Source organism: Campylobacter showae CSUNSWCD, assembly GCF_000313615.1.
Classification (GTDB): Bacteria; Campylobacterota; Campylobacteria; order Campylobacterales; family Campylobacteraceae; genus Campylobacter_A; species Campylobacter_A showae_A.
This window is the reverse complement of sequence record NZ_AMZQ01000011.1, coordinates 49,818-66,740: the sequence shown is the minus strand read 5'-3', so window position 1 is coordinate 66,740 and position 16,923 is coordinate 49,818. Positions and strand designations below refer to the sequence as shown.

At 43.5% G+C, this 16,923-nt stretch carries 18 protein-coding genes; 9 read left to right on the top strand and 9 right to left on the bottom strand.

What is annotated here, in order from left to right; genetic code table 11:
- The first annotated feature begins 45 nt into the window (after positions 1 to 45).
- Together CSUNSWCD_RS08465 and CSUNSWCD_RS08460 are read left to right on the top strand one after the other, a co-directional pair.
- Entirely contained in the window at positions 46 to 474 is a 429-nt protein-coding gene (locus tag CSUNSWCD_RS08465; RefSeq protein WP_034964715.1) for a VOC family protein, read from the top strand.
- 83 nt (positions 475 to 557) lie between these two features.
- On the top strand, positions 558 to 1,121 hold the full coding sequence (locus CSUNSWCD_RS08460) for an alpha/beta hydrolase family protein (protein WP_009495865.1): 564 nt from the start codon (positions 558 to 560) through the stop codon (positions 1,119 to 1,121).
- A gap of 272 nt (positions 1,122 to 1,393) precedes the next feature.
- Here CSUNSWCD_RS08460 and ruvX read toward each other — a convergent pair whose 3' ends face one another.
- The 4 genes from ruvX to ilvC all read right to left on the bottom strand — a co-directional run bounded on the left by ruvX (position 1,394) and on the right by ilvC (position 5,370).
- Positions 1,394 to 1,768 (bottom strand): Holliday junction resolvase RuvX, encoded by a 375-nt coding sequence (gene ruvX, locus CSUNSWCD_RS08455; RefSeq protein WP_009495863.1) that lies wholly within the window; start codon positions 1,766 to 1,768, stop codon positions 1,394 to 1,396.
- Positions 1,769 to 1,972: 204 nt separating this feature from the next.
- The gene (dprA, locus tag CSUNSWCD_RS08450; RefSeq protein ID WP_009495859.1) at positions 1,973 to 2,740 is read right to left on the bottom strand and encodes a DNA-processing protein DprA; all 768 of its coding nucleotides are present in this window, start codon (positions 2,738 to 2,740) and stop codon (positions 1,973 to 1,975) included.
- Complete coding sequence (locus CSUNSWCD_RS08445) at positions 2,737 to 4,347, bottom strand: divergent polysaccharide deacetylase family protein (protein ID WP_009495857.1); 1,611 nt, start codon at positions 4,345 to 4,347, stop codon at positions 2,737 to 2,739. The genes dprA and CSUNSWCD_RS08445 overlap by 4 nt, the downstream gene beginning before the upstream one ends.
- Positions 4,348 to 5,370, bottom strand: a complete 1,023-nt coding sequence (ilvC, locus tag CSUNSWCD_RS08440; protein WP_009495855.1) for a ketol-acid reductoisomerase — start codon at positions 5,368 to 5,370, stop codon at positions 4,348 to 4,350.
- A 136-nt stretch (positions 5,371 to 5,506) separates the two neighbouring features.
- Between ilvC and CSUNSWCD_RS08435 the strand changes: the two genes are divergently transcribed.
- From CSUNSWCD_RS08435 to rpsR, 6 genes are all read left to right on the top strand, one after another.
- The gene (locus tag CSUNSWCD_RS08435) at positions 5,507 to 6,325 is read left to right on the top strand and encodes an HDOD domain-containing protein (RefSeq protein ID WP_009495853.1); all 819 of its coding nucleotides are present in this window, start codon (positions 5,507 to 5,509) and stop codon (positions 6,323 to 6,325) included.
- On the top strand, positions 6,322 to 8,241 hold the full coding sequence (locus CSUNSWCD_RS08430; RefSeq protein ID WP_009495851.1) for a VacB/RNase II family 3'-5' exoribonuclease: 1,920 nt from the start codon (positions 6,322 to 6,324) through the stop codon (positions 8,239 to 8,241). The genes CSUNSWCD_RS08435 and CSUNSWCD_RS08430 overlap by 4 nt, the downstream gene beginning before the upstream one ends.
- Positions 8,234 to 9,220, top strand: a complete 987-nt coding sequence (gene holA / locus CSUNSWCD_RS08425; protein ID WP_009495849.1) for a DNA polymerase III subunit delta — start codon at positions 8,234 to 8,236, stop codon at positions 9,218 to 9,220. Before CSUNSWCD_RS08430 ends, holA begins: the two co-directional genes overlap by 8 nt.
- A gap of 90 nt (positions 9,221 to 9,310) precedes the next feature.
- Positions 9,311 to 9,697 (top strand): 30S ribosomal protein S6, encoded by a 387-nt coding sequence (gene rpsF, locus CSUNSWCD_RS08420; protein WP_009495847.1) that lies wholly within the window; start codon positions 9,311 to 9,313, stop codon positions 9,695 to 9,697.
- A 9-nt stretch (positions 9,698 to 9,706) separates the two neighbouring features.
- Positions 9,707 to 10,288, top strand: coding sequence for a single-stranded DNA-binding protein (locus CSUNSWCD_RS08415; RefSeq protein WP_009495845.1), 582 nt, complete (start codon positions 9,707 to 9,709; stop codon positions 10,286 to 10,288).
- A 14-nt stretch (positions 10,289 to 10,302) separates the two neighbouring features.
- The gene (rpsR, locus tag CSUNSWCD_RS08410) at positions 10,303 to 10,563 is read left to right on the top strand and encodes a 30S ribosomal protein S18 (RefSeq protein ID WP_004319507.1); all 261 of its coding nucleotides are present in this window, start codon (positions 10,303 to 10,305) and stop codon (positions 10,561 to 10,563) included.
- A gap of 127 nt (positions 10,564 to 10,690) precedes the next feature.
- Here rpsR and CSUNSWCD_RS08405 read toward each other — a convergent pair whose 3' ends face one another.
- The 5 genes from CSUNSWCD_RS08405 to CSUNSWCD_RS08385 all read right to left on the bottom strand — a co-directional run bounded on the left by CSUNSWCD_RS08405 (position 10,691) and on the right by CSUNSWCD_RS08385 (position 16,388).
- The gene (locus CSUNSWCD_RS08405; RefSeq protein ID WP_034964701.1) at positions 10,691 to 11,017 is read right to left on the bottom strand and encodes a hypothetical protein; all 327 of its coding nucleotides are present in this window, start codon (positions 11,015 to 11,017) and stop codon (positions 10,691 to 10,693) included.
- Entirely contained in the window at positions 11,007 to 11,624 is a 618-nt protein-coding gene (locus tag CSUNSWCD_RS08400) for a hypothetical protein (RefSeq protein ID WP_009495842.1), read from the bottom strand. The genes CSUNSWCD_RS08405 and CSUNSWCD_RS08400 overlap by 11 nt, the downstream gene beginning before the upstream one ends.
- 332 nt (positions 11,625 to 11,956) lie before the next feature.
- Complete coding sequence (locus CSUNSWCD_RS08395; RefSeq protein ID WP_157788749.1) at positions 11,957 to 12,622, bottom strand: hypothetical protein; 666 nt, start codon at positions 12,620 to 12,622, stop codon at positions 11,957 to 11,959.
- A 682-nt stretch (positions 12,623 to 13,304) separates the two neighbouring features.
- Positions 13,305 to 15,731, bottom strand: coding sequence for an endopeptidase La (gene lon, locus CSUNSWCD_RS08390; protein WP_009495838.1), 2,427 nt, complete (start codon positions 15,729 to 15,731; stop codon positions 13,305 to 13,307).
- Between the two features lie 9 nt (positions 15,732 to 15,740).
- Entirely contained in the window at positions 15,741 to 16,388 is a 648-nt protein-coding gene (locus CSUNSWCD_RS08385) for an outer membrane protein assembly factor BamD (protein WP_002946404.1), read from the bottom strand.
- Between the two features lie 151 nt (positions 16,389 to 16,539).
- Here CSUNSWCD_RS08385 and fliW point away from each other — a divergent pair, with 151 nt between their 5' ends.
- Positions 16,540 to 16,923 (top strand): flagellar assembly protein FliW, encoded by a 384-nt coding sequence (gene fliW, locus CSUNSWCD_RS08380; RefSeq protein WP_009495835.1) that lies wholly within the window; start codon positions 16,540 to 16,542, stop codon positions 16,921 to 16,923.

Below are 16,923 nucleotides of genomic sequence, written 5' to 3'. Positions count from 1 at the left end.
GCTACCGCCAAAATGATATAATAAGCCCAAATAACGGAGGCCAAAATGAATAAAATAACCTGCATCTGCCTAGGCGTGCGAAGCATGCAAAGAGCGCTCAAATTTTACCGCGAAGGCCTGGGGTTTCAGACGGATTGCAAAGAGGACAATCCGCCGGTATGTTTTTTCAATACGCCTGGGACTAAATTTGAGCTCTACCCGCTAGACGCGCTGGCTCGAGATATCGACGAAAACGATCCGCCGAGAGGAAGCGGATTTGCCGGCATCACGTTAGCCTATAACGTAAAAAACAAAGAGGACGTGGATAGCGTCATAAAGCTAGTAAAAAAGGCGGGCGGAACTATCGTCAAGGAGCCGCAAGTTGCGTTTTGGGGCGGATACCACGCGTATTTTGCCGATCCGGACGGATACTACTGGGAGGTGGCTTGGGGGCCTGATTTTAAATTTGACGAGGACGGACTGCTCAAATTTTAGAGCAAACGGCTCCAAAGCGCGCTTTGCATCATCCGTCCACTTGCTGCAAAGCTAAATTTTAGCGGCCGCAAAAAGGAAAAATCATGAAAAACATAATCGTGTACATACACGGTAAAGGCGGAAGCGCGCAAGAAGCGGCTCATTTTCAACCGCTTTTTGCAGATAGCGACGTGCTGGGATTTGATTACGAGGCTCGCACCCCGCGGGAGGCGAAAGAGGAATTTGTGCCGTTTTTTGAGCCTATCCTTAAAAGCCGCAAATCCGTGACAATCGTCGCAAACAGTATCGGCGCATTTTTTGCCATGCATGCCTTGCAGGGCATGGAGATAAAAAAGGCGTATTTTATTTCGCCAATCGTAAATATGCAAATTTTAATCGAAAAAGTGATGTCGCAGGCGCGCGTGAGCGAGGATGAGCTGCGAGATATGGGCGAGCTGGACACGGGGTCTGGGGAAAAACTTTCGTGGAAATATCTTTGCTACGCCAGAGAGCATCCTATCTGCTGGACGGCGCCGACGCATATTTTATATGGCAAAAAGGACGGTCTAACCTCTTTTGAAACGATTTGCGAGTTTGCAAACCAAATCAAAGCGACGCTTACCGTCATGAAAAACGGCGAGCATCGGTTCCACACGTTTTTTAGATGATTGGATACGGCGCTATAGCTGATCGGCTGGCTAGGTTTGGATAAATTTGACTCCGAGTCGTAGCACGCCTAACCCACAAGTCAAATTTGACTCGCAAATCAGCCACTCTTAAATTTTACGAAAAACCTCGGTTAAATTTAGCGCCGAGACGTAAATTTAACTCAAATTTTACTCATCGTTAGCAGCTGGCTGCGAGGGCTTCTTTGGCGTAGACCTGCGTAAAAACTCAAATTTGCCGCCATCTTACCACGCGCCGAATTTTGCAAACCGCCTCAAAGCCCCAGATACCGCTTCAAAATAATCATCGCAGCGATGCTATCTAGCCGTCCGTCGCGCCTGCCATCGGCGTAAATTTCGCTCGCCTCAAAGCTACTCATCGCCTCGTCCTGATAGACCACCTCGCCGTCAAATTCGAGCAGCGACACGAAGTGCGCGATCCGCCGCCGCATCTCGTCCTCGCTAGATCCCCCAAGCGGCACGCCCACGACTAGCTTTTTTGCACCGTATTCGCGCAAAACGGCGCTAACGTCGCGCGCAGCTTGATTGCGGTTTTTGCGCAGTACGGGCGTTTGCGGCATCACGGTTTGCCCGACGGCTAGCGCCACGCCGATACGTTTTAACCCCACGTCGATGGCCATTATGCTCATTTTCGTCCTTTAGATTTTCTCAAATTTAGCGATAAATTTGACGACGGGCAGGCTCAAATTTGATAGCCACGCTCCACAAATTTACAAAATCAAACGTCGCCAAAACACATTTACCGCCGTCAAGCCGATAAATTTTACTTCAAATTTTACCGCCGTTTTATCAAAACTCGCACGGCGTAAATTTGAGCTCAAAAGCCGCTAATTTTACTCAGCAAATACCGTAAGCCCTGATATTCGCAGCTTGCCTTCTAGTTCGTATTCGTAAATTTTATCGCCGAATTTTGCCAAAGCCGCATCGAGGCTCGCGCCGTTTTTACAAAATTTTATCACCTCGTCCTCTTGCGCGGATACTGGCTTACCGCCGAAACGAAGCGCAAAAGCGTCAAAATCGTTTATCAAATTTGCCGCGCCGCTAGCTATTAGCTCGTTTGTCCCGTCGCTCTCGCCTAGGCGCTGAGGCAGCGTAAATATCGGCACGCCAAGCTCCTTTGCCATACGCGCGCTTTGCATCGAGCCGCTTTTAGTATCGGCCTGTGCCACGACTAGAGCCTGCGAGAGCGCGACTACGATGCGGTTTCGCTCCAAAAATCTATAAGCAAGCGGCGGCTCACCCGGGTCGTATTCGCTAAGAGCCAGTGCGTTTTGGTAAATTTCTTTGATGATTTTGGCGTTGCTTTGCGGGTAGATTTTATTTAGTCCGTTGCCAAAAACGGCGATGGTATGCGGAAAAGCGCCCTTGTGCGCGGCGATATCCACGCCGATGGCCGCTCCGCTAACCACGCAAACGCCGCTGTTTGCGAGCGTCCTAGCCAGCGCCTCTACGCACTGCCTAGTGTAAGCGCTTGCCTTTCTAGAGCCCACGATCGAAACCATCGGTCGCTCAAGCAGGGCTAAATTTCCCTCAAAATATAGCTTTGCCGGCAGCTTTTTAAGACGCAAAAGGCCGCGCGGAAGCTCGGTTAAAACGTTCAAAAAAGGTCCTTTAAATAGACGACCTCGACCTCTTGCAGGAGTTTGGCGCTTTCTTGCAGGACTTCTAGCGTATTTTTGTGCGGATGTCCGATCGCGATGGCGTAGGAGCGCTTTTTGGCTAGCTCGACGGCGTATTTTAGCTGCTTTCGCACGGCCGCCTTGGAGCCGTCGTGATCCAAAAACACGTCGCGCGCGATGTATGGCATCGAGTATTTTTTCGCCGCGCCGTAAACCTTGGTCGGCGAGGTCGTCTTGCTATCGACGAATATCAAATTTTCGTCCCGCACCGCCCGCATCATCCTATCCATCGCGGCCGCATCGCTCGTAAATCGGCTACCCGTGTGGTTGTTGATGTATTTTAGATTCGGAAAGTCTCGCTTGATACTTTGCAGTTTTTTCGCGATCTTTTCATAGTCGTCGTCGACCGTGAGAGTGCCGATCTCAGCACCCTTAAAGCCGCCTAGAGCCTGCATAGGCAAGTGAATCATATAAAAGCTAAAACGTCGTGCCAAAACAGGCGTCTCGGGGTGGGCGGAAGTAGCCGGGAAAAAGGATGGCGTGAGCTTTAGATTTACCGATTTTATCGCGTCTGCTTGGTGCTTGTACGCCACGTCGTCGATAATGATGACTAGGCGCGGTTTGTAGCCCGCTTTTACGGCGGCTTTTACTTCATTTGTTTTGGTCGAGCTTTTTTTATCCGTCTTTTGCGAGTCTGCAAAGTTGGCCTTTTCGTCATTTTTAAGCCTCTCTTGCCTGTTTGACTCGTCAATTTGCGGCGCATTTTCGGCGTCAAATTTCGCCTCGACCTGCCCCGCCTGATCGTTTGCGTCGCTAAATTCGATATTAATTTTATCTTTTTTTAACGTTTGCTCGAGGGAGTTATTTTGCGCCTGCGACATAGGCGTATCGTCAAAGATCACGGCTTCGGAATTTGCAAAAATATGCGTTCTTTGAGGCGTTTGCGAGGCGTCAAATTTGACGGTATCGCCTCCATTTTGAGCGGTTTTAGCTGGCTCGTTTTTAAAGCTTAAATTTGACGAATTTAGCTCGCCGACCTTTTTAGCGTTTGCGCCGTCCAGCTCGGAAGTGTCGCGGGATGCTAAATTTACGCTCTCGGACGAGATTTTATCTTTAGTTGCAGGCACGCCCTGCCCATTTTTATCAAATTTGCCCTGCACGTTTGGCAAATTTTGATCGTTTTTTTCTTCGGCTCTAGCTTTTTCACCGCCGATTTTTATTTTACCTTTAGCTTCCGCCTCATCAAAAATCGCCTTTATATCGGTTAAATTTGCTCTAGAGTGCGCGCCAGATGCAGCCTGTGCGTCTTTTATGGTGACTTTTTCAGAGCTGTTTGAGGCCGAAAGGCTTGGTTTGTGGCTTAAATTTTGCTTTTGCTCGGGCTCGCTTTTATCGCCGAAATACCGCTCGATTTTAGCTATCAGCGCATTGTCGCTTTTAACCTTTACCCTGACGTCCAGTAGATAAAATGCCCCAACAAGCAAGATACAGGCGATGAGAAAAACGGAAAGTAGTAGCTTTAGTCCGCCGCTAGAGCGCCCCTTTTTGGAGCGCCTTTTCGCGGCCTTTTTTCTAGGTTTCGAGTTCAATTAATTTTTGCTTTGGTCGATGAGTTTGCCCGCACTTATCCAAGGCATCATGGAGCGTAGTTTTTTGCCGGTTTGATTTAGCAGACTTCTCTCGGCGATGCCGCGCTCTGCGTTCATGCGCACGTATCCAGCCTTGCGCTCGAGGATAAAGTCTTTTGCAAATTTACCGTTTTGGATCTCTTTTAGGATCTCTTTCATTGCTTTTTTGCTATCTTCGCCGATGACGCGCGGACCGCTCACGTAATCGCCATATTCTGCGGTGTTTGAGATAGAGTAGCGCATATCGGCCATGCCGCCTTGATACATTAGATCCACGATTAGTTTTAGCTCGTGCAAGCACTCAAAATACGCCATCTCAGGCTCGTATCCGGCATCTACCAGCGTCTCAAAACCTGCGTTTACCAGCGCGCAAAGTCCGCCGCAAAGTACCGCCTGCTCGCCAAAAAGATCGGTCTCGGTCTCGTCTTTAAATGTAGTTTCTATGATGCCCGTTCTGCCGCCGCCGATCGCGCTAGCGTAGCTTAGAGCTAGCTCTTTAGCCTTTCCGCTTGCGTTTTGCTCTACAGCGATTAGATCAGGGATGCCGCCGCCTCGTACAAATTCGCTTCTTACCGTATGGCCAGGCGCTTTTGGAGCAATCATGATGACATCGATGCCCTCAGAAGCTTTGATCTGTCCAAAATGCACGTTAAAGCCGTGTCCAAAAGCTATCGCGTCGCCTTCGTTTAAATTTGGCTTTATATCTCGCTCGAAAATTTCTGCTTGAAGCTCATCCGGAGTCAGTATCATTATGACGTTTGCAGCCTTTGCCGCTTCGGCTACTGTTTTTACCTCAAAGCCCTTTGCTTCGGCTTTTGCCCAACTTTTACCGCCCTTTGCTAGACCTACGATCACCTTTACGCCGCTGTCGCGTAAATTTTCAGCATGCGCGTGGCCTTGCGAGCCAAAACCTATCATCGCTACGGTTTTGCTTCTAATCAAGCTCAAATCGCAATCTTTGTCATAGTAAATACTTACTGCCATATTCTCTCCTCTTAAAAAATTTGTGAGATTATACTATTTAGTCGCTAAAATAAGCTTAACATATGTATTTAAGTTTTTTAAAAAGCCTTTTAGTGTAGAATTGTGGCTTATAAAATCTCGATGCAAAGTGTAAAAAATGAATGAATCAATTTATAAACATATAAAGGCTCTTCCACCACTTGACGATACAATAATAAAAATTCAAACCGTTTGCTCAGACGACAATAGTTCGCTTAACGACCTATCTCAAATAGTCGAAAAAGATCCTATGTTAACAGCAAATATATTACGTTCCGCAAACTCGCCTCTTTATGGATTTAGCAGAGAAATAACCACGATATCAAGAGCAATTACGCTGTTTGGCATGGCAACCATACGCGGCTTTGCCCTATCAAGCGCAGTAAAAAAAAGCTTTAAGATAAATTTAGATCCATACGGTATTACCAGTCAAGATTTTTTAAATATTTCTATAATGCAAAATGCTCTAATGTATAACTGGTATTCAAAAATCAACGCTAGCGATCTTGCAGTTTTAAGTCCAGCCTCTTTTATGCTAGAAGTAGGTAAAATCATCATCTCTAATGAACTAAATGAAACCGGAAAAGTTGATGATTTTAAGGCAAAATTAAAAAATATTTCAAGTCCATTTGACGTATCTGAGCTAGAAAATGAAATCGTAGGCATTTCAAATGAAACAGTGACTGCCAAAATTTTTGAACAATGGAATCTTGAGCCTGAGCTTGTCGACGCAATCTTATATTCAAATAACCCAGACGATGCGCCTGAACACATAAAAAGCTACTCAAAAGCGCTCAAAGTAGTAAAAAATGCCGTAAATCTATTTGATCAACTAAACGACGATAATCTGCAAAATACGCTAATGTGTCTCGACGAATACGGCTTTGCGCAAGATAAATTCCTAGAAGCCGTTGCAAAAGTCAAAGCAAATTTGTGAAAGATTTTTTAACCAAACTACTTGATGGAGTGAGCGAAAAGGAAGTCGCCTCCTCTGATAAAGAAATCCTACGAAATTTACTAAATTTAAACGCCGCAAGCCACCACAAAGATCGCTACTACCTAAATAACGGCTTTGTTTGCGGCAAGCTTGATATAAGCGCAAACGGCACAGGTTTTTTGTCGCCTTACGACAAACGCTTTAAGCAAGATATAATAATAGAAAACAAAAATTTAAACGCCTCGCACTACGGCGATATCGTACTCGCAAAGCTTTTGCCGCTAAAGAAAAAACGTCAAAGCGCTAAAGTCGTGATGACGCTAAAACTAGCCAATGAAACAAGCGTTGTTTATACTAAACAAATAGGCTCGGTAATTCTTGGCGTAAACGTAAAAACAGCGCTTAGCTCGCCGCTAAAAGCCTCGCAAAAATCGCTAAAAATGCTGCCGCCCGGCACGCTACTAAAAATCGGCAACCTAAACAACGAAATAGTCGAGGTTATCGGCAACATAAACGACCCGCTCAGCGACGAAAAAATCTCGCTCGCCGTCTTTAACAAAAACGATGAATTTAGCGAAGAGTGCGAAGCTGAAGCGATCGCATGGGGCGACGAGGTCGATCCTACGATGTACCCGCAGCGAGCGGATTTGCGGGATTTGCCATTTTGCACGATCGATCCCGTCGATGCCAAAGACTTTGACGACGCGATATATTTTGACGAGAAAAAACGCGAAATTTACGTCGCGATCGCTGACGTGAGCGAATACGTAACCCCCTACTCTCCGATAGATGCAGAGGCCAAAACGCGCGGATTTTCTATATATTTTCCGCACAAAGCCGTGCCGATGCTGCCGAGAAATTTGAGCGAAAATATCTGTTCGCTAAAGCCAAATACCGCGCGCCTTGCATTTTGTTTCAAAATCACGTTAGGCGAAGAGGGCGAAGTCGCAAAAGAAGAGCTCTTAGAAGCCGTTATCGTCTCACAAAGACGCTTTAACTACGACGAGGTCGATCAAATTTTACGCGGCGAACGCGAGGATGAAATCGGCTGGATAAAACCTCTTTTCGCACTCACCTCGCGTCTGCGCAAAAAACGCCTGAAAAACGCATTTGACTTTAGGACGCAGGAGCTTCGCATGAGCCTTGACGCAGACGGCGGGCTTGCCTCTACGAGGTTTGAGACCGATACCGACTCGCATAGACTAGTCGAGGACTGCATGCTGCTAGCCAACGTCGCGGCGGCAAAACGCATCGGCAAAGGCGTTTTTAGAAATCACGGCTCGCCGGATCTGCGAAAAATACAAATTTTGCTCGAAGATCTCGGCGCTCTAGGCTTTGACTTCGTTTATGAAAGCGATATTGCAAATTTGGTTCGCAAAATCCAAGCTCAAGCCGACGCCGTAGGCAACCGCGAGGAGATCGACAAACTCATCATAAAATCGCAAAAAAAGGCCGAATATGGTGCGCAAAATTTAGGCCACTTCGGACTGGGATTTGAGCGCTACACGCACTTTACGAGCCCGATCCGCCGCTACTCCGACCTCACGCTACACCGCCTTTTAAAGGCCAAACTGCACAACGACGAGAAATTTTTTAACTACTTGCTTTTAAATATCGAAGCGATTTGCTCAAATTTAAGCGAACTCGAGCGCGAAGCAGACAGGGTCGCATTTGACTTTATGGATAGGAAATTCGCGCGCTGGGCGAAAGAGCGTATCGGACAGCGATTTAACGCCTATATCAGCGAAAATCAAAACGTCGCGGTCACTAGGCTGGACGACGAGATAAAGGGCGCCAGGATATTTTTGGGCGCGTACGGTGTAAATTTGCTACAAAAAGTCATCGTCGAAATCACGGACGCAAATATCGCGACGGCCGAAATTTTCGGCAAGGTAGTAAAGAAAATCGATGTATAGAAAAGAGCTTGAGGCCGCGCTAAATTCGGCTAAATTTCCAAATTATTTTTTGCTTTACGGCGCGGACGAATACCAAATCGAGCTTTTTGCAAAGGAAATTTTAGCCAAATTTAAAGATTTTGACATTTTGAGCCTTTACTACGACGAGTACGATTTTGACGCCGCGCGAGCGCATCTTTGCGAGCCTTCGCTCTTTGGCGACAGTCCGCTTTTGCACGTAAAAAGCGACAAAAAAATCCCCGCAAAAGAACTAAAAATCCTAATAGACGGTTGCAAAAACGGCGGCGTATTTGTCTTCGAGCTTTTTGAGCCCGATGCTAAAGCGGTTTTTGATACGCAAAAGGCTTTCGGGGTAAATTTTGCAAGATTTTTTAAACCGGGATCTCCCGAAGAAGCCGTAAATTTACTCGGCAGACAGGCCGCAAAAATGAACCTAAATATTACAAAAAACGCGCTTTTTGAACTCTACCGCATACATAATGAAAATCTATATCTGGCTGCAAGCGAACTCAACAAACTAGCCTCTCTAAACGAACCCATAAACGAAAATATCGTGAGAAGCTTGGTTTTTTCGCTATCAAGTGTGAGTTTTGACGATTTTTTCGATAAATTTATCGCGCTAAAAGATATCAGAGCCGATTTTTTCTCCTGCGCGGACGATGGAAATTTTAATGAAATTTTGTTTATTAACTCGCTTTACCGCGCATTTTTTAGACTTTTTAAACTACATGCGGGTATCAAAATAACTGGTAAATTTGACATAAAAGAAACGCTCGGCTATGCACCGCCACCAAACGTAGCAAATGAACTAAAAAGGCAGTGCTTGGCTGTAAATTTAAAAGCGTATAGGGAAATTTTTACCGCATTAAATTTGACAGAATTTGAGCTAAAAACAAACTCTGCGCTTGATAAAAAAACTTTTCTGCTCTCCTGCGTGCTGGGCCTGCAAAATCTTATCGGCAAAAACAGCAAATATTAAGTAAAAAAAAGATAAAATCAGCTCTTGTCGAAAGACTTCCTTGCCCGTTTGCAACCGTGCAAGCGAGCTTAATACCCACAAGGAGAATCAATGAAGCACTACGAGCTTTTGTTCATTTTGAAGCCTACTTTGACGGAAGAAGAAGTAAGCGCAAAAGTTGATTTCGTTAAAGAAATCCTAACCAAAAACGGCGCAAACATCGCGTCTGTTCAGTCTATGGGCACTAGAAAACTAGCCTATACCGTGAAAAAATACGAGCGCGGAACTTATTTCGTCGTGTATTTCGAAGCTCCGACACAAGCTATCGCAGAAGTCGAGCGTATCATCAGAATCACCGAAGAGATCATCAAATTCTTAACGGTCAAATTTGAAAACAAAAAAGAGATCGCCGCTTGGGAAAAGATGAGCAAGGGCATCAAACTAAACAGAAAAGAACCTAAAGTCAAAGCAGAAGAAGCTCCGGCAGCGCAAGAATAAGGACAAAAAATGTTTAATAGAGTCGTTTTGGTAGGAAATTTAACACGAGATATCGAGCTTAGATATACGACCGCGGGCGCAGCCATAGGCAACAGCGCTATCGCCGTAACGAGAAAATTTAACGTGAACGGCGAGAAACGCGAAGAAACGTGCTTTATAGACATAACATTTTTTGGAAAACAAGCGGAAATAGCAAACCAATATCTTTCCAAAGGCTCAAAGCTTCTAGTAGAAGGTCGCTTAAAATTTGACCAATGGACGGACAACAACGGACAAAACAGAAGCAAACACACGATCAGTGTGGAAAATATGGAGATGCTAGGCGGAGGACAACAGCAAGGCGGATACAATCAAAATAGTAATCAAGGCTATCAACAAGGCGGTTACCAAAATAACAGCTACAGCGGCAGCTATCTAGGTGGACAAAATCAACAAAATAGCTATCCTCAAAACAGTACGCAAAGGCAAAATTTTAATAAACCGCAGCAGCAAAAGCAACAGCCAAAAGACGATTACTACGGTGATAACGTCCGAGAAATAGATATAGATGCCGACAAATACGATGACGGCGACGAAACGATACCATTTTAATTAAGGAAAAAACAATGGCTGAAAAAAGAAAATATTCACGCAAATACTGCAAATTTACAGAGGCAAAAATAGAATTTATCGACTACAAGGATACTTCGCTTTTAAAGTACTGCTTGTCAGAGAGATTTAAAATCATGCCAAGACGACTAACAGGAACGTCTAAAAAATACCAAGAGATGGTCGAAAAAGCTATCAAACGCGCTCGCCAAGCAGCTTTGATACCTTACGTAGTCGATCGCGACGACGTAGTAACCAATCCTTTTGAGGGACTATAATTTTTAAGCCCTTTTTAGGGCTTAATTTTTTAAATTTTATTTCCGAACCCCTACATCACTTTTCTAAGATTGATAAGACAAAAAACAACGATATGTAACTTCAGTAGACTTTTGGTTGCTACTTTCGTTACCATCCTAAGACCTCTTGTTGTCTTGAATAAAATATGATAGAAATCTTTTGTTTCTTTGCCACTGTTACACCTAAACTCTTTCCGCCTTTTAGTGTAATCTTTAGTATAATCATCTTTATTGCCTTATTACCTCCCGCCAGAGTATCATCTCCTCCATTTGCGCCTATGAGTATATTTTCGGCATTTCTATCGCCTGTTAGGACGTGATCTATCTCGTTTAGAGCCAGTATGTTTGATTCTACCAATACTTTGTTTTGCAGGAAAGATACACTGCCTTCATCTACCAGCCAAGTATTTAGTTTTAATAAGTCTTTAGTAATCATACCGTTTTTTGGCTATGGCTAATAGAGTATCTCCGCTTTTTACTTTGTATATTCCCTTGCTTCCCAGATCCAGCTCTTCGCCCGTTCTTATCATGATATCGGAAAGCAGGAAAGATACCTGAGGTATCTTATCGATTGCGTTTCTTATCTCTAAATTTGAAAGGTTTCTTATGTCGTAGGTGTGGGAGTTGAGGGTTACGGATTTTATAAAGTCATATTTAGTTATTTCTTGGACTATTGATTTTTCTATTTCACCACTATGCGTCTTATTGATATCTCTTACAGCTATATTGCTTGTTTGAGGGCTGTATGACATATTATAAACCAAACTTCCTTCATTGCTTGATGGCGGCCTTCCAAAGACGTATTTTAAATCCTCCCAAAATTGCCCCAAGGTAACTTCTGAATAATATTTACCTATTTCACTAAAATTTGGAAGTAAAGATTTAGTAGTTTCTAAAATTTTATCTCTATATTCTTTATCATTATGTAGTCTTGTATAAAATTCGTCTGCATTCCTCACATAAGTATCAAAAACATCAGACATATAATCGCCAAGCGGACTGAAGTGATTTACAGTATATGAAAGTCCGCCATTTGATAACAAGTTTAAGGCCGTTCCCGGTTTGAATATTTTATCTATTCCTTTGCCCCCCCAACAACTAATGATATTGTGTCACCAACCACTTTTCCCCATGCTTGATAAGAATTCTTACCTTTAAGAATATTTCTTGTATAATTCAAGCCAACAGAATGAGAATTTACATACCAATATTGTAATGCATTTTTCCCAGTTGGGCCTCATGGCACAGCGCTAGCCCCAACGGCCAACATAGTGTCTGCAACATTTAATATCTCATCCATAAAATCTTTTGATTCCATTCAAAACTCCTTGAGTGCAAATTTTAATTAATCTTTTTAAAAATCATAGCGCAATTATTATCCTATTTTGGTTTCTTCGTGCGAAGTATATATTAAATTTGATTTATTTTTTACGGCTATATTTTTACTTTTAAAAAATGACAAAAGCTCATTAAATTCAACCTTATTGTTTGGAACAATATTTAAATAACCACCGTCTTTAAAAAATACTAAAAAGGTTTTTATGGATTTGCGAGAAATAAATTTAAAAGGCAAAATAAAAAAAGCATATATCAAAACTATTAAAATTTTAGTAGATACATAAAAGAAAAGCTCCAAAATATCAGTTTTGAAAACAAGATTGAATAGTGATTTATCTTTATAAGCATCTTTTCCATATTCGTGATTTGCTGCCAAAACAAATTCTACATTTTCTATATTATCAACCGCAAAATCAGCCTTTAAATCGAAAGTTGAATATTTGATATTTTGGTTATTTATCTCAAAAATCTGTTTGCCATTTTTATAATATTGGATATTTTTATGTATGCTATAAAATAGCAAACCAATAGACATTGTAGCAAGTATGATGGTTTTAGTAAAAACATCACTGTTGTAAGAATACGCCAAACAATAAAACAATAGCGGAAGCATCACTAGGGTAAGCGTAAAATATCTATAAAACCTACTTAAGTCTCTTATTATTATAGGCTCTTTATCATAATCTCTCTGTATTTTACTCACCAAAATTCAAATTTATGCATTTTACCCACAATCCTCTTAAACTGCATTTAAGTTATAATCGGTATTTATTTTTAAAATATTATTGATTGTTAGGTATTTTTAATGCTTTATTAAGAGTCATTATGATTAAATTTAGACCTAAATTTCAGAGTAGTTAGGAAAGTAGAGTTTGCAAAGGATATCTTTTTTGTTTTTTATCGTTTACTTGTTTGGCGTCTCTTTATCCGCCAAATCCGTATCCTTCTCCTCCCTTGCTAAATCCCTAGAATCCACTAGCCCATCCATCCTATCTTCTAAGCTTCAAACTATGCTAGCAAACGAAGAAATAAGATCAAGCATATATCCCAGACTTAGCCTAAGCACAAATAGCAAATACTAAGAAATACGCGCGCTCAATAAAACTTAAGTAAATTTTAGCGCGGCTTGGTTTTATTGTCTGCAAAGCATTTTATCGATTTTAGTAAAATGCAATATAATCTTTTTCTAACTTTACAGTTATTGCATCTAAACTCTATTTCATCATGCTCGTTACTTTGAAAAATATCAGTAAAATCATGGTATCTGTGCCATACAAAAATTTTAACTTATCTTGAGCCTAAGTAAAATTTTTAATCATCAATTGATAATATTAAAGTAGAAATTTAGCCCCGCTATCGAGGCCAAATTTAATCAAATTTAGTAGTCACTTTGTGACGAACGCATTTTTTAGCACGTCTTCGATGACGTCCACCGGGATGATTTGCATGTCTTTTTTGACGTCTTGCGGTATGTCGCCCAGATCGCGCTCATAGTTTTTGCGCGGTATCAGAGCGGTTTTGATACCAGCCTTATGCGCTGCGATGAGCTTTTCTTTTAGTCCGCCGATAGGTAGCACGCGGCCGCTCAGCGTGATCTCGCCCGTCATTGCTACGTCGCTTCGCACTTTGGTATCCGTTAGGATCGAGGCGATCGCCGTCACCATCGTGATACCGGCACTCGGGCCGTCTTTTGGCGTGGCGCCCTCGGGTACGTGGATATGCAGATCGTAGCGACGATACACTTCGCTAGCGCTCGGCTCTTTTTTCACACCGTCTTTGACGTCGTCAGGCAGGCTCGGAATGATTTTGGCAGGCACTTTTATCTTTTTAGCATCGATTAGCACTTTAACGAGGCTAAATGCGATATACGCGCTCTCTTTCATCACGTCGCCCAAAGAGCCGGTGATCTGCAGACCGCCCTTGCCCTGTATGCGGATGGCTTCGATCTTTAGCACGTCGCCACCCACGCTCGTCCACGCCAGCCCGTTTACCTGGCCGATCTGCGGCTTTTTATCGGCATGCTCGATCTCAAAGACCTTCTTTTCTAAAAATTCGTTCAAATTTTTAGTCGTCACGGTTATCTTTTGTGCTTCGCCCTCGAGTAGTCTTTTCGCCGCTTTTCTAAAGATATCTGCTAGGCGGCGGCGAAGATTTCGCACCCCGCTTTCGCGCGTGTAGTCCGAGATGATGAGGCTTAACACTTCTTTGCCTAGAGTCACTTCGCCAGGCTTTAGGCCGTGTTTTTTGAGCTCTTGAGGGATTAGATATTTTTTAGCGATCTCAAATTTTTCCTGCGGGGTGTAAGAGCTAAGCTCGATAAACTCCATCCTATCGCGCAGTGCGGGCGGTATGGCGCTCACGTCGTTTGCCGTCGCAACGAAAACAACCTTGCTTAGGTCGATATTAAAATTTAAGTAATAATCTCTAAATTTGTTATTTTGCTCAGGGTCCAGGATCTCTAGCAACACTGCCGTCGGATCGCCGCGAAAGCTCCTGCCGACCTTGTCGATCTCGTCTAACACTACGACGGGATTCATTTGCTTTGCTTCGATTAGCCCCTGCACGATACGTCCCGGCATCGCGCCGATGTAGGTACGGCGGTGTCCGCGCAGCTCGTTTACGTCCTCCAGTCCGCCCAGCGCCACGCGCACTAGCTCGCGTTTTAGAGCCTTTGCGATAGAGTTTGCTAGGCTCGTTTTACCGACGCCAGGAGGCCCCGCAAAGCACAATATCGCGCCGTTATTTACCTTGCCAGCTACGCCTCGTAGCTGCAAAAGCTCGCGCAGAGCAAAATACTCCTCTATCCTATCTTTTGGCCTCTCAAGCCCGTAGTGATCGGCGTTTAGCTGCTTTGTGACCTCTTGCACGCTTAGTTTTTTGTTCGCCAGGTTTTCAAACGGCACCTCTACGACCCAGTCGAGGTAGCTTTGCGTCGTGTTGGCGTCGGCGGAGTCAGGATGCATGCGCGATAGTTTGTCGATTTGCTTTTTTATCTCCTTATACGCGTCCTCGCCCATAAATTTTTTCTTAGCTTCTAGTTTTTTGCGGTACTCCTCGATCTCCTCCTCGCGGCTCGTGTCGGAGCCGAGCTCTTGCTGGATCTGCTTTAGCTGCTCTTTTAGAAAATACTCCTTATTTACCTTATCGATCCTTGAGTGGACTTTGTTTTTTATCTCGCGTTGAAGTTTGTTCGCCTCGATCTCCTCGATGACGTAGTCGATGAGTTTTAGTAGCTTTTGCTCCAAATTTTCCTCAATAAAAAACTCGTACGCCGTCTTTTTCTTTAGCCTTAGCGAGCTTAAGATAAGATCGCAAACGCGGCTAGGCTCGGCGCTCTCCTCTATCGTTTTTAAAAGATCCGGCGGAAAAAAGTGGCTAAGCGCGGCCAGATCTCGCACCTTTTCGCGAAGTACGGTTAGTAGCGCGTCGCTTTTGGTATTTTCGGGTCTTTTTTCGTGCAGTACGTCTACGACGGCTTGCAGCGGTTTTGAGGATACTTTTGAGACTATGCGACCCTTACTCGTGCCTTGAAATAAAATTTTTACCCTACCATCAGGTAGCGGCACCCGCCTCATCACGGTGCCTATTACGCCTGCGTCGTAGATGGAGTCAAATTCTCGTGCGCCTTCGTTTTGCGCTTTCGTCGGCACGACGAGGATTGGACTCTGCGACTCGAGGGCTAAATTTAGTGCTTCGATATTTTCATCATCACTCAAAAAAAGCGGCGTGATCATAAATGGATATAAAAACAGCTCGTCCTCGACGATGACGGGTAGTTGTGTCGGGAACATTTTTGATTCGTAAATTTGCAAATTCAGCTCCTATTCAAACATTTTTCTATACCAAGGAAGCTGCGGAAGCACGATGTTTGCGTCATTTAGCGGCGAGGCTTGCACCTTTTCTTTATAAATTTGCGCCGACTCGTCTCTGCCGGTACGCTCATATAGATCAGCTATCTGCACGTCTAGGTTGTAGATCGCGAGCTTAAATTTAACCAGCATAGTTTCGATCAGCGGGCGATACTGCGTGTTTGGGTAGATGTAGAGAAATTTTTCTATCTCGGCAATACTGTCTTGCATTAGCTTTTGGTTTCGATTGGGTTGCGAGAACGAGTCAAAATTCGCTTTTATTTTTAAATACTGCGCAAATTCGCTCCTAGGGCCGCCGTCGCCGTATCTTTTGAGGTATTCATCGAGATAAAAATTCGCCATCAGATACTCTTCGTCGTTAGCGTGAGCCTGAGCTAATATCAGTAAAATTTGCTCCAAAAGCGGGCTAGCTACGTGCTCGCTAGACATCGCCGTGTAGTGTTTGTCGGCGCTTTCTAGATCGCGATTTTTGATATCGCCGATGATCTCAGAGTACCACTGATCGGGCGTTAGATTATAAAGCTCGGTGTATTTGTCGGCACAACCGCCGATTAAACAAACAAAAAACACCGCAGATAAAAATTTGATCAAATTTTTCATACGTTCCCTTAAATTTTAAATTTTTTAAAACAGACTATTTTACCATTGTTTTTATTGCTTTTCGGTAAATTTGATTTCATTTTATGCTTAAAAATAGGAAATTTTGGATACAATTCGCGTAAAAAGTAAATATTTAATTAAGGAGATATATATGATTTTTCAAGTCAAAAGTCCGATTTTAGGCTTTGAGCATATTAAAAGTTATGAATTAAAAGAGCTAGATCAATTTTTCATAAAGCTTCAAAGCAAGGACGACGATACGTCTTTTACCGCGATAAATCCATACGCCTTGAGAAATTACGAATTTGAGATACCAACGTACTATCAGGAGCTGATGGACATAAACGACAAAAGCGAGCTAAGGATTTACAACATCATGGTCGTGAGCACTCCGATCGAGACATCGACGGTAAATTTCATCGCTCCTATCGTTTGCAATATGACAAATATGACGCTATCGCAGATAGTGCTTGACGCATGGACATATCCGATGTACAAACAGGCTGAAAAAATTTCGGATTTTATAGAGAAGTAA

What these genes read in the sequence shown, in the direction of transcription:
- CSUNSWCD_RS08460 (WP_009495865.1), top strand. Translation starts at nt 558, where the DNA reads ATGAAAAACATAATCGTGTACATACACGGTAAAGGCGGAAGCGCGCAA.
- CSUNSWCD_RS08415 (WP_009495845.1), top strand. Translation starts at nt 9,707, where the DNA reads ATGTTTAATAGAGTCGTTTTGGTAGGAAATTTAACACGAGATATCGAG.
- ruvX (WP_009495863.1), bottom strand. Translation starts at nt 1,768, where the DNA reads ATGAGCATAATGGCCATCGACGTGGGGTTAAAACGTATCGGCGTGGCG.
- CSUNSWCD_RS08405 (WP_034964701.1), bottom strand. Translation starts at nt 11,017, where the DNA reads ATGATTACTAAAGACTTATTAAAACTAAATACTTGGCTGGTAGATGAA.
- holA (WP_009495849.1), top strand. Translation starts at nt 8,234, where the DNA reads ATGTATAGAAAAGAGCTTGAGGCCGCGCTAAATTCGGCTAAATTTCCA.
- ilvC (WP_009495855.1), bottom strand. Translation starts at nt 5,370, where the DNA reads ATGGCAGTAAGTATTTACTATGACAAAGATTGCGATTTGAGCTTGATT.
- CSUNSWCD_RS08385 (WP_002946404.1), bottom strand. Translation starts at nt 16,388, where the DNA reads ATGAAAAATTTGATCAAATTTTTATCTGCGGTGTTTTTTGTTTGTTTA.
- CSUNSWCD_RS08435 (WP_009495853.1), top strand. Translation starts at nt 5,507, where the DNA reads ATGAATGAATCAATTTATAAACATATAAAGGCTCTTCCACCACTTGAC.
- rpsR (WP_004319507.1), top strand. Translation starts at nt 10,303, where the DNA reads ATGGCTGAAAAAAGAAAATATTCACGCAAATACTGCAAATTTACAGAG.
- rpsF (WP_009495847.1), top strand. Translation starts at nt 9,311, where the DNA reads ATGAAGCACTACGAGCTTTTGTTCATTTTGAAGCCTACTTTGACGGAA.
- fliW (WP_009495835.1), top strand. Translation starts at nt 16,540, where the DNA reads ATGATTTTTCAAGTCAAAAGTCCGATTTTAGGCTTTGAGCATATTAAA.
- CSUNSWCD_RS08465 (WP_034964715.1), top strand. Translation starts at nt 46, where the DNA reads ATGAATAAAATAACCTGCATCTGCCTAGGCGTGCGAAGCATGCAAAGA.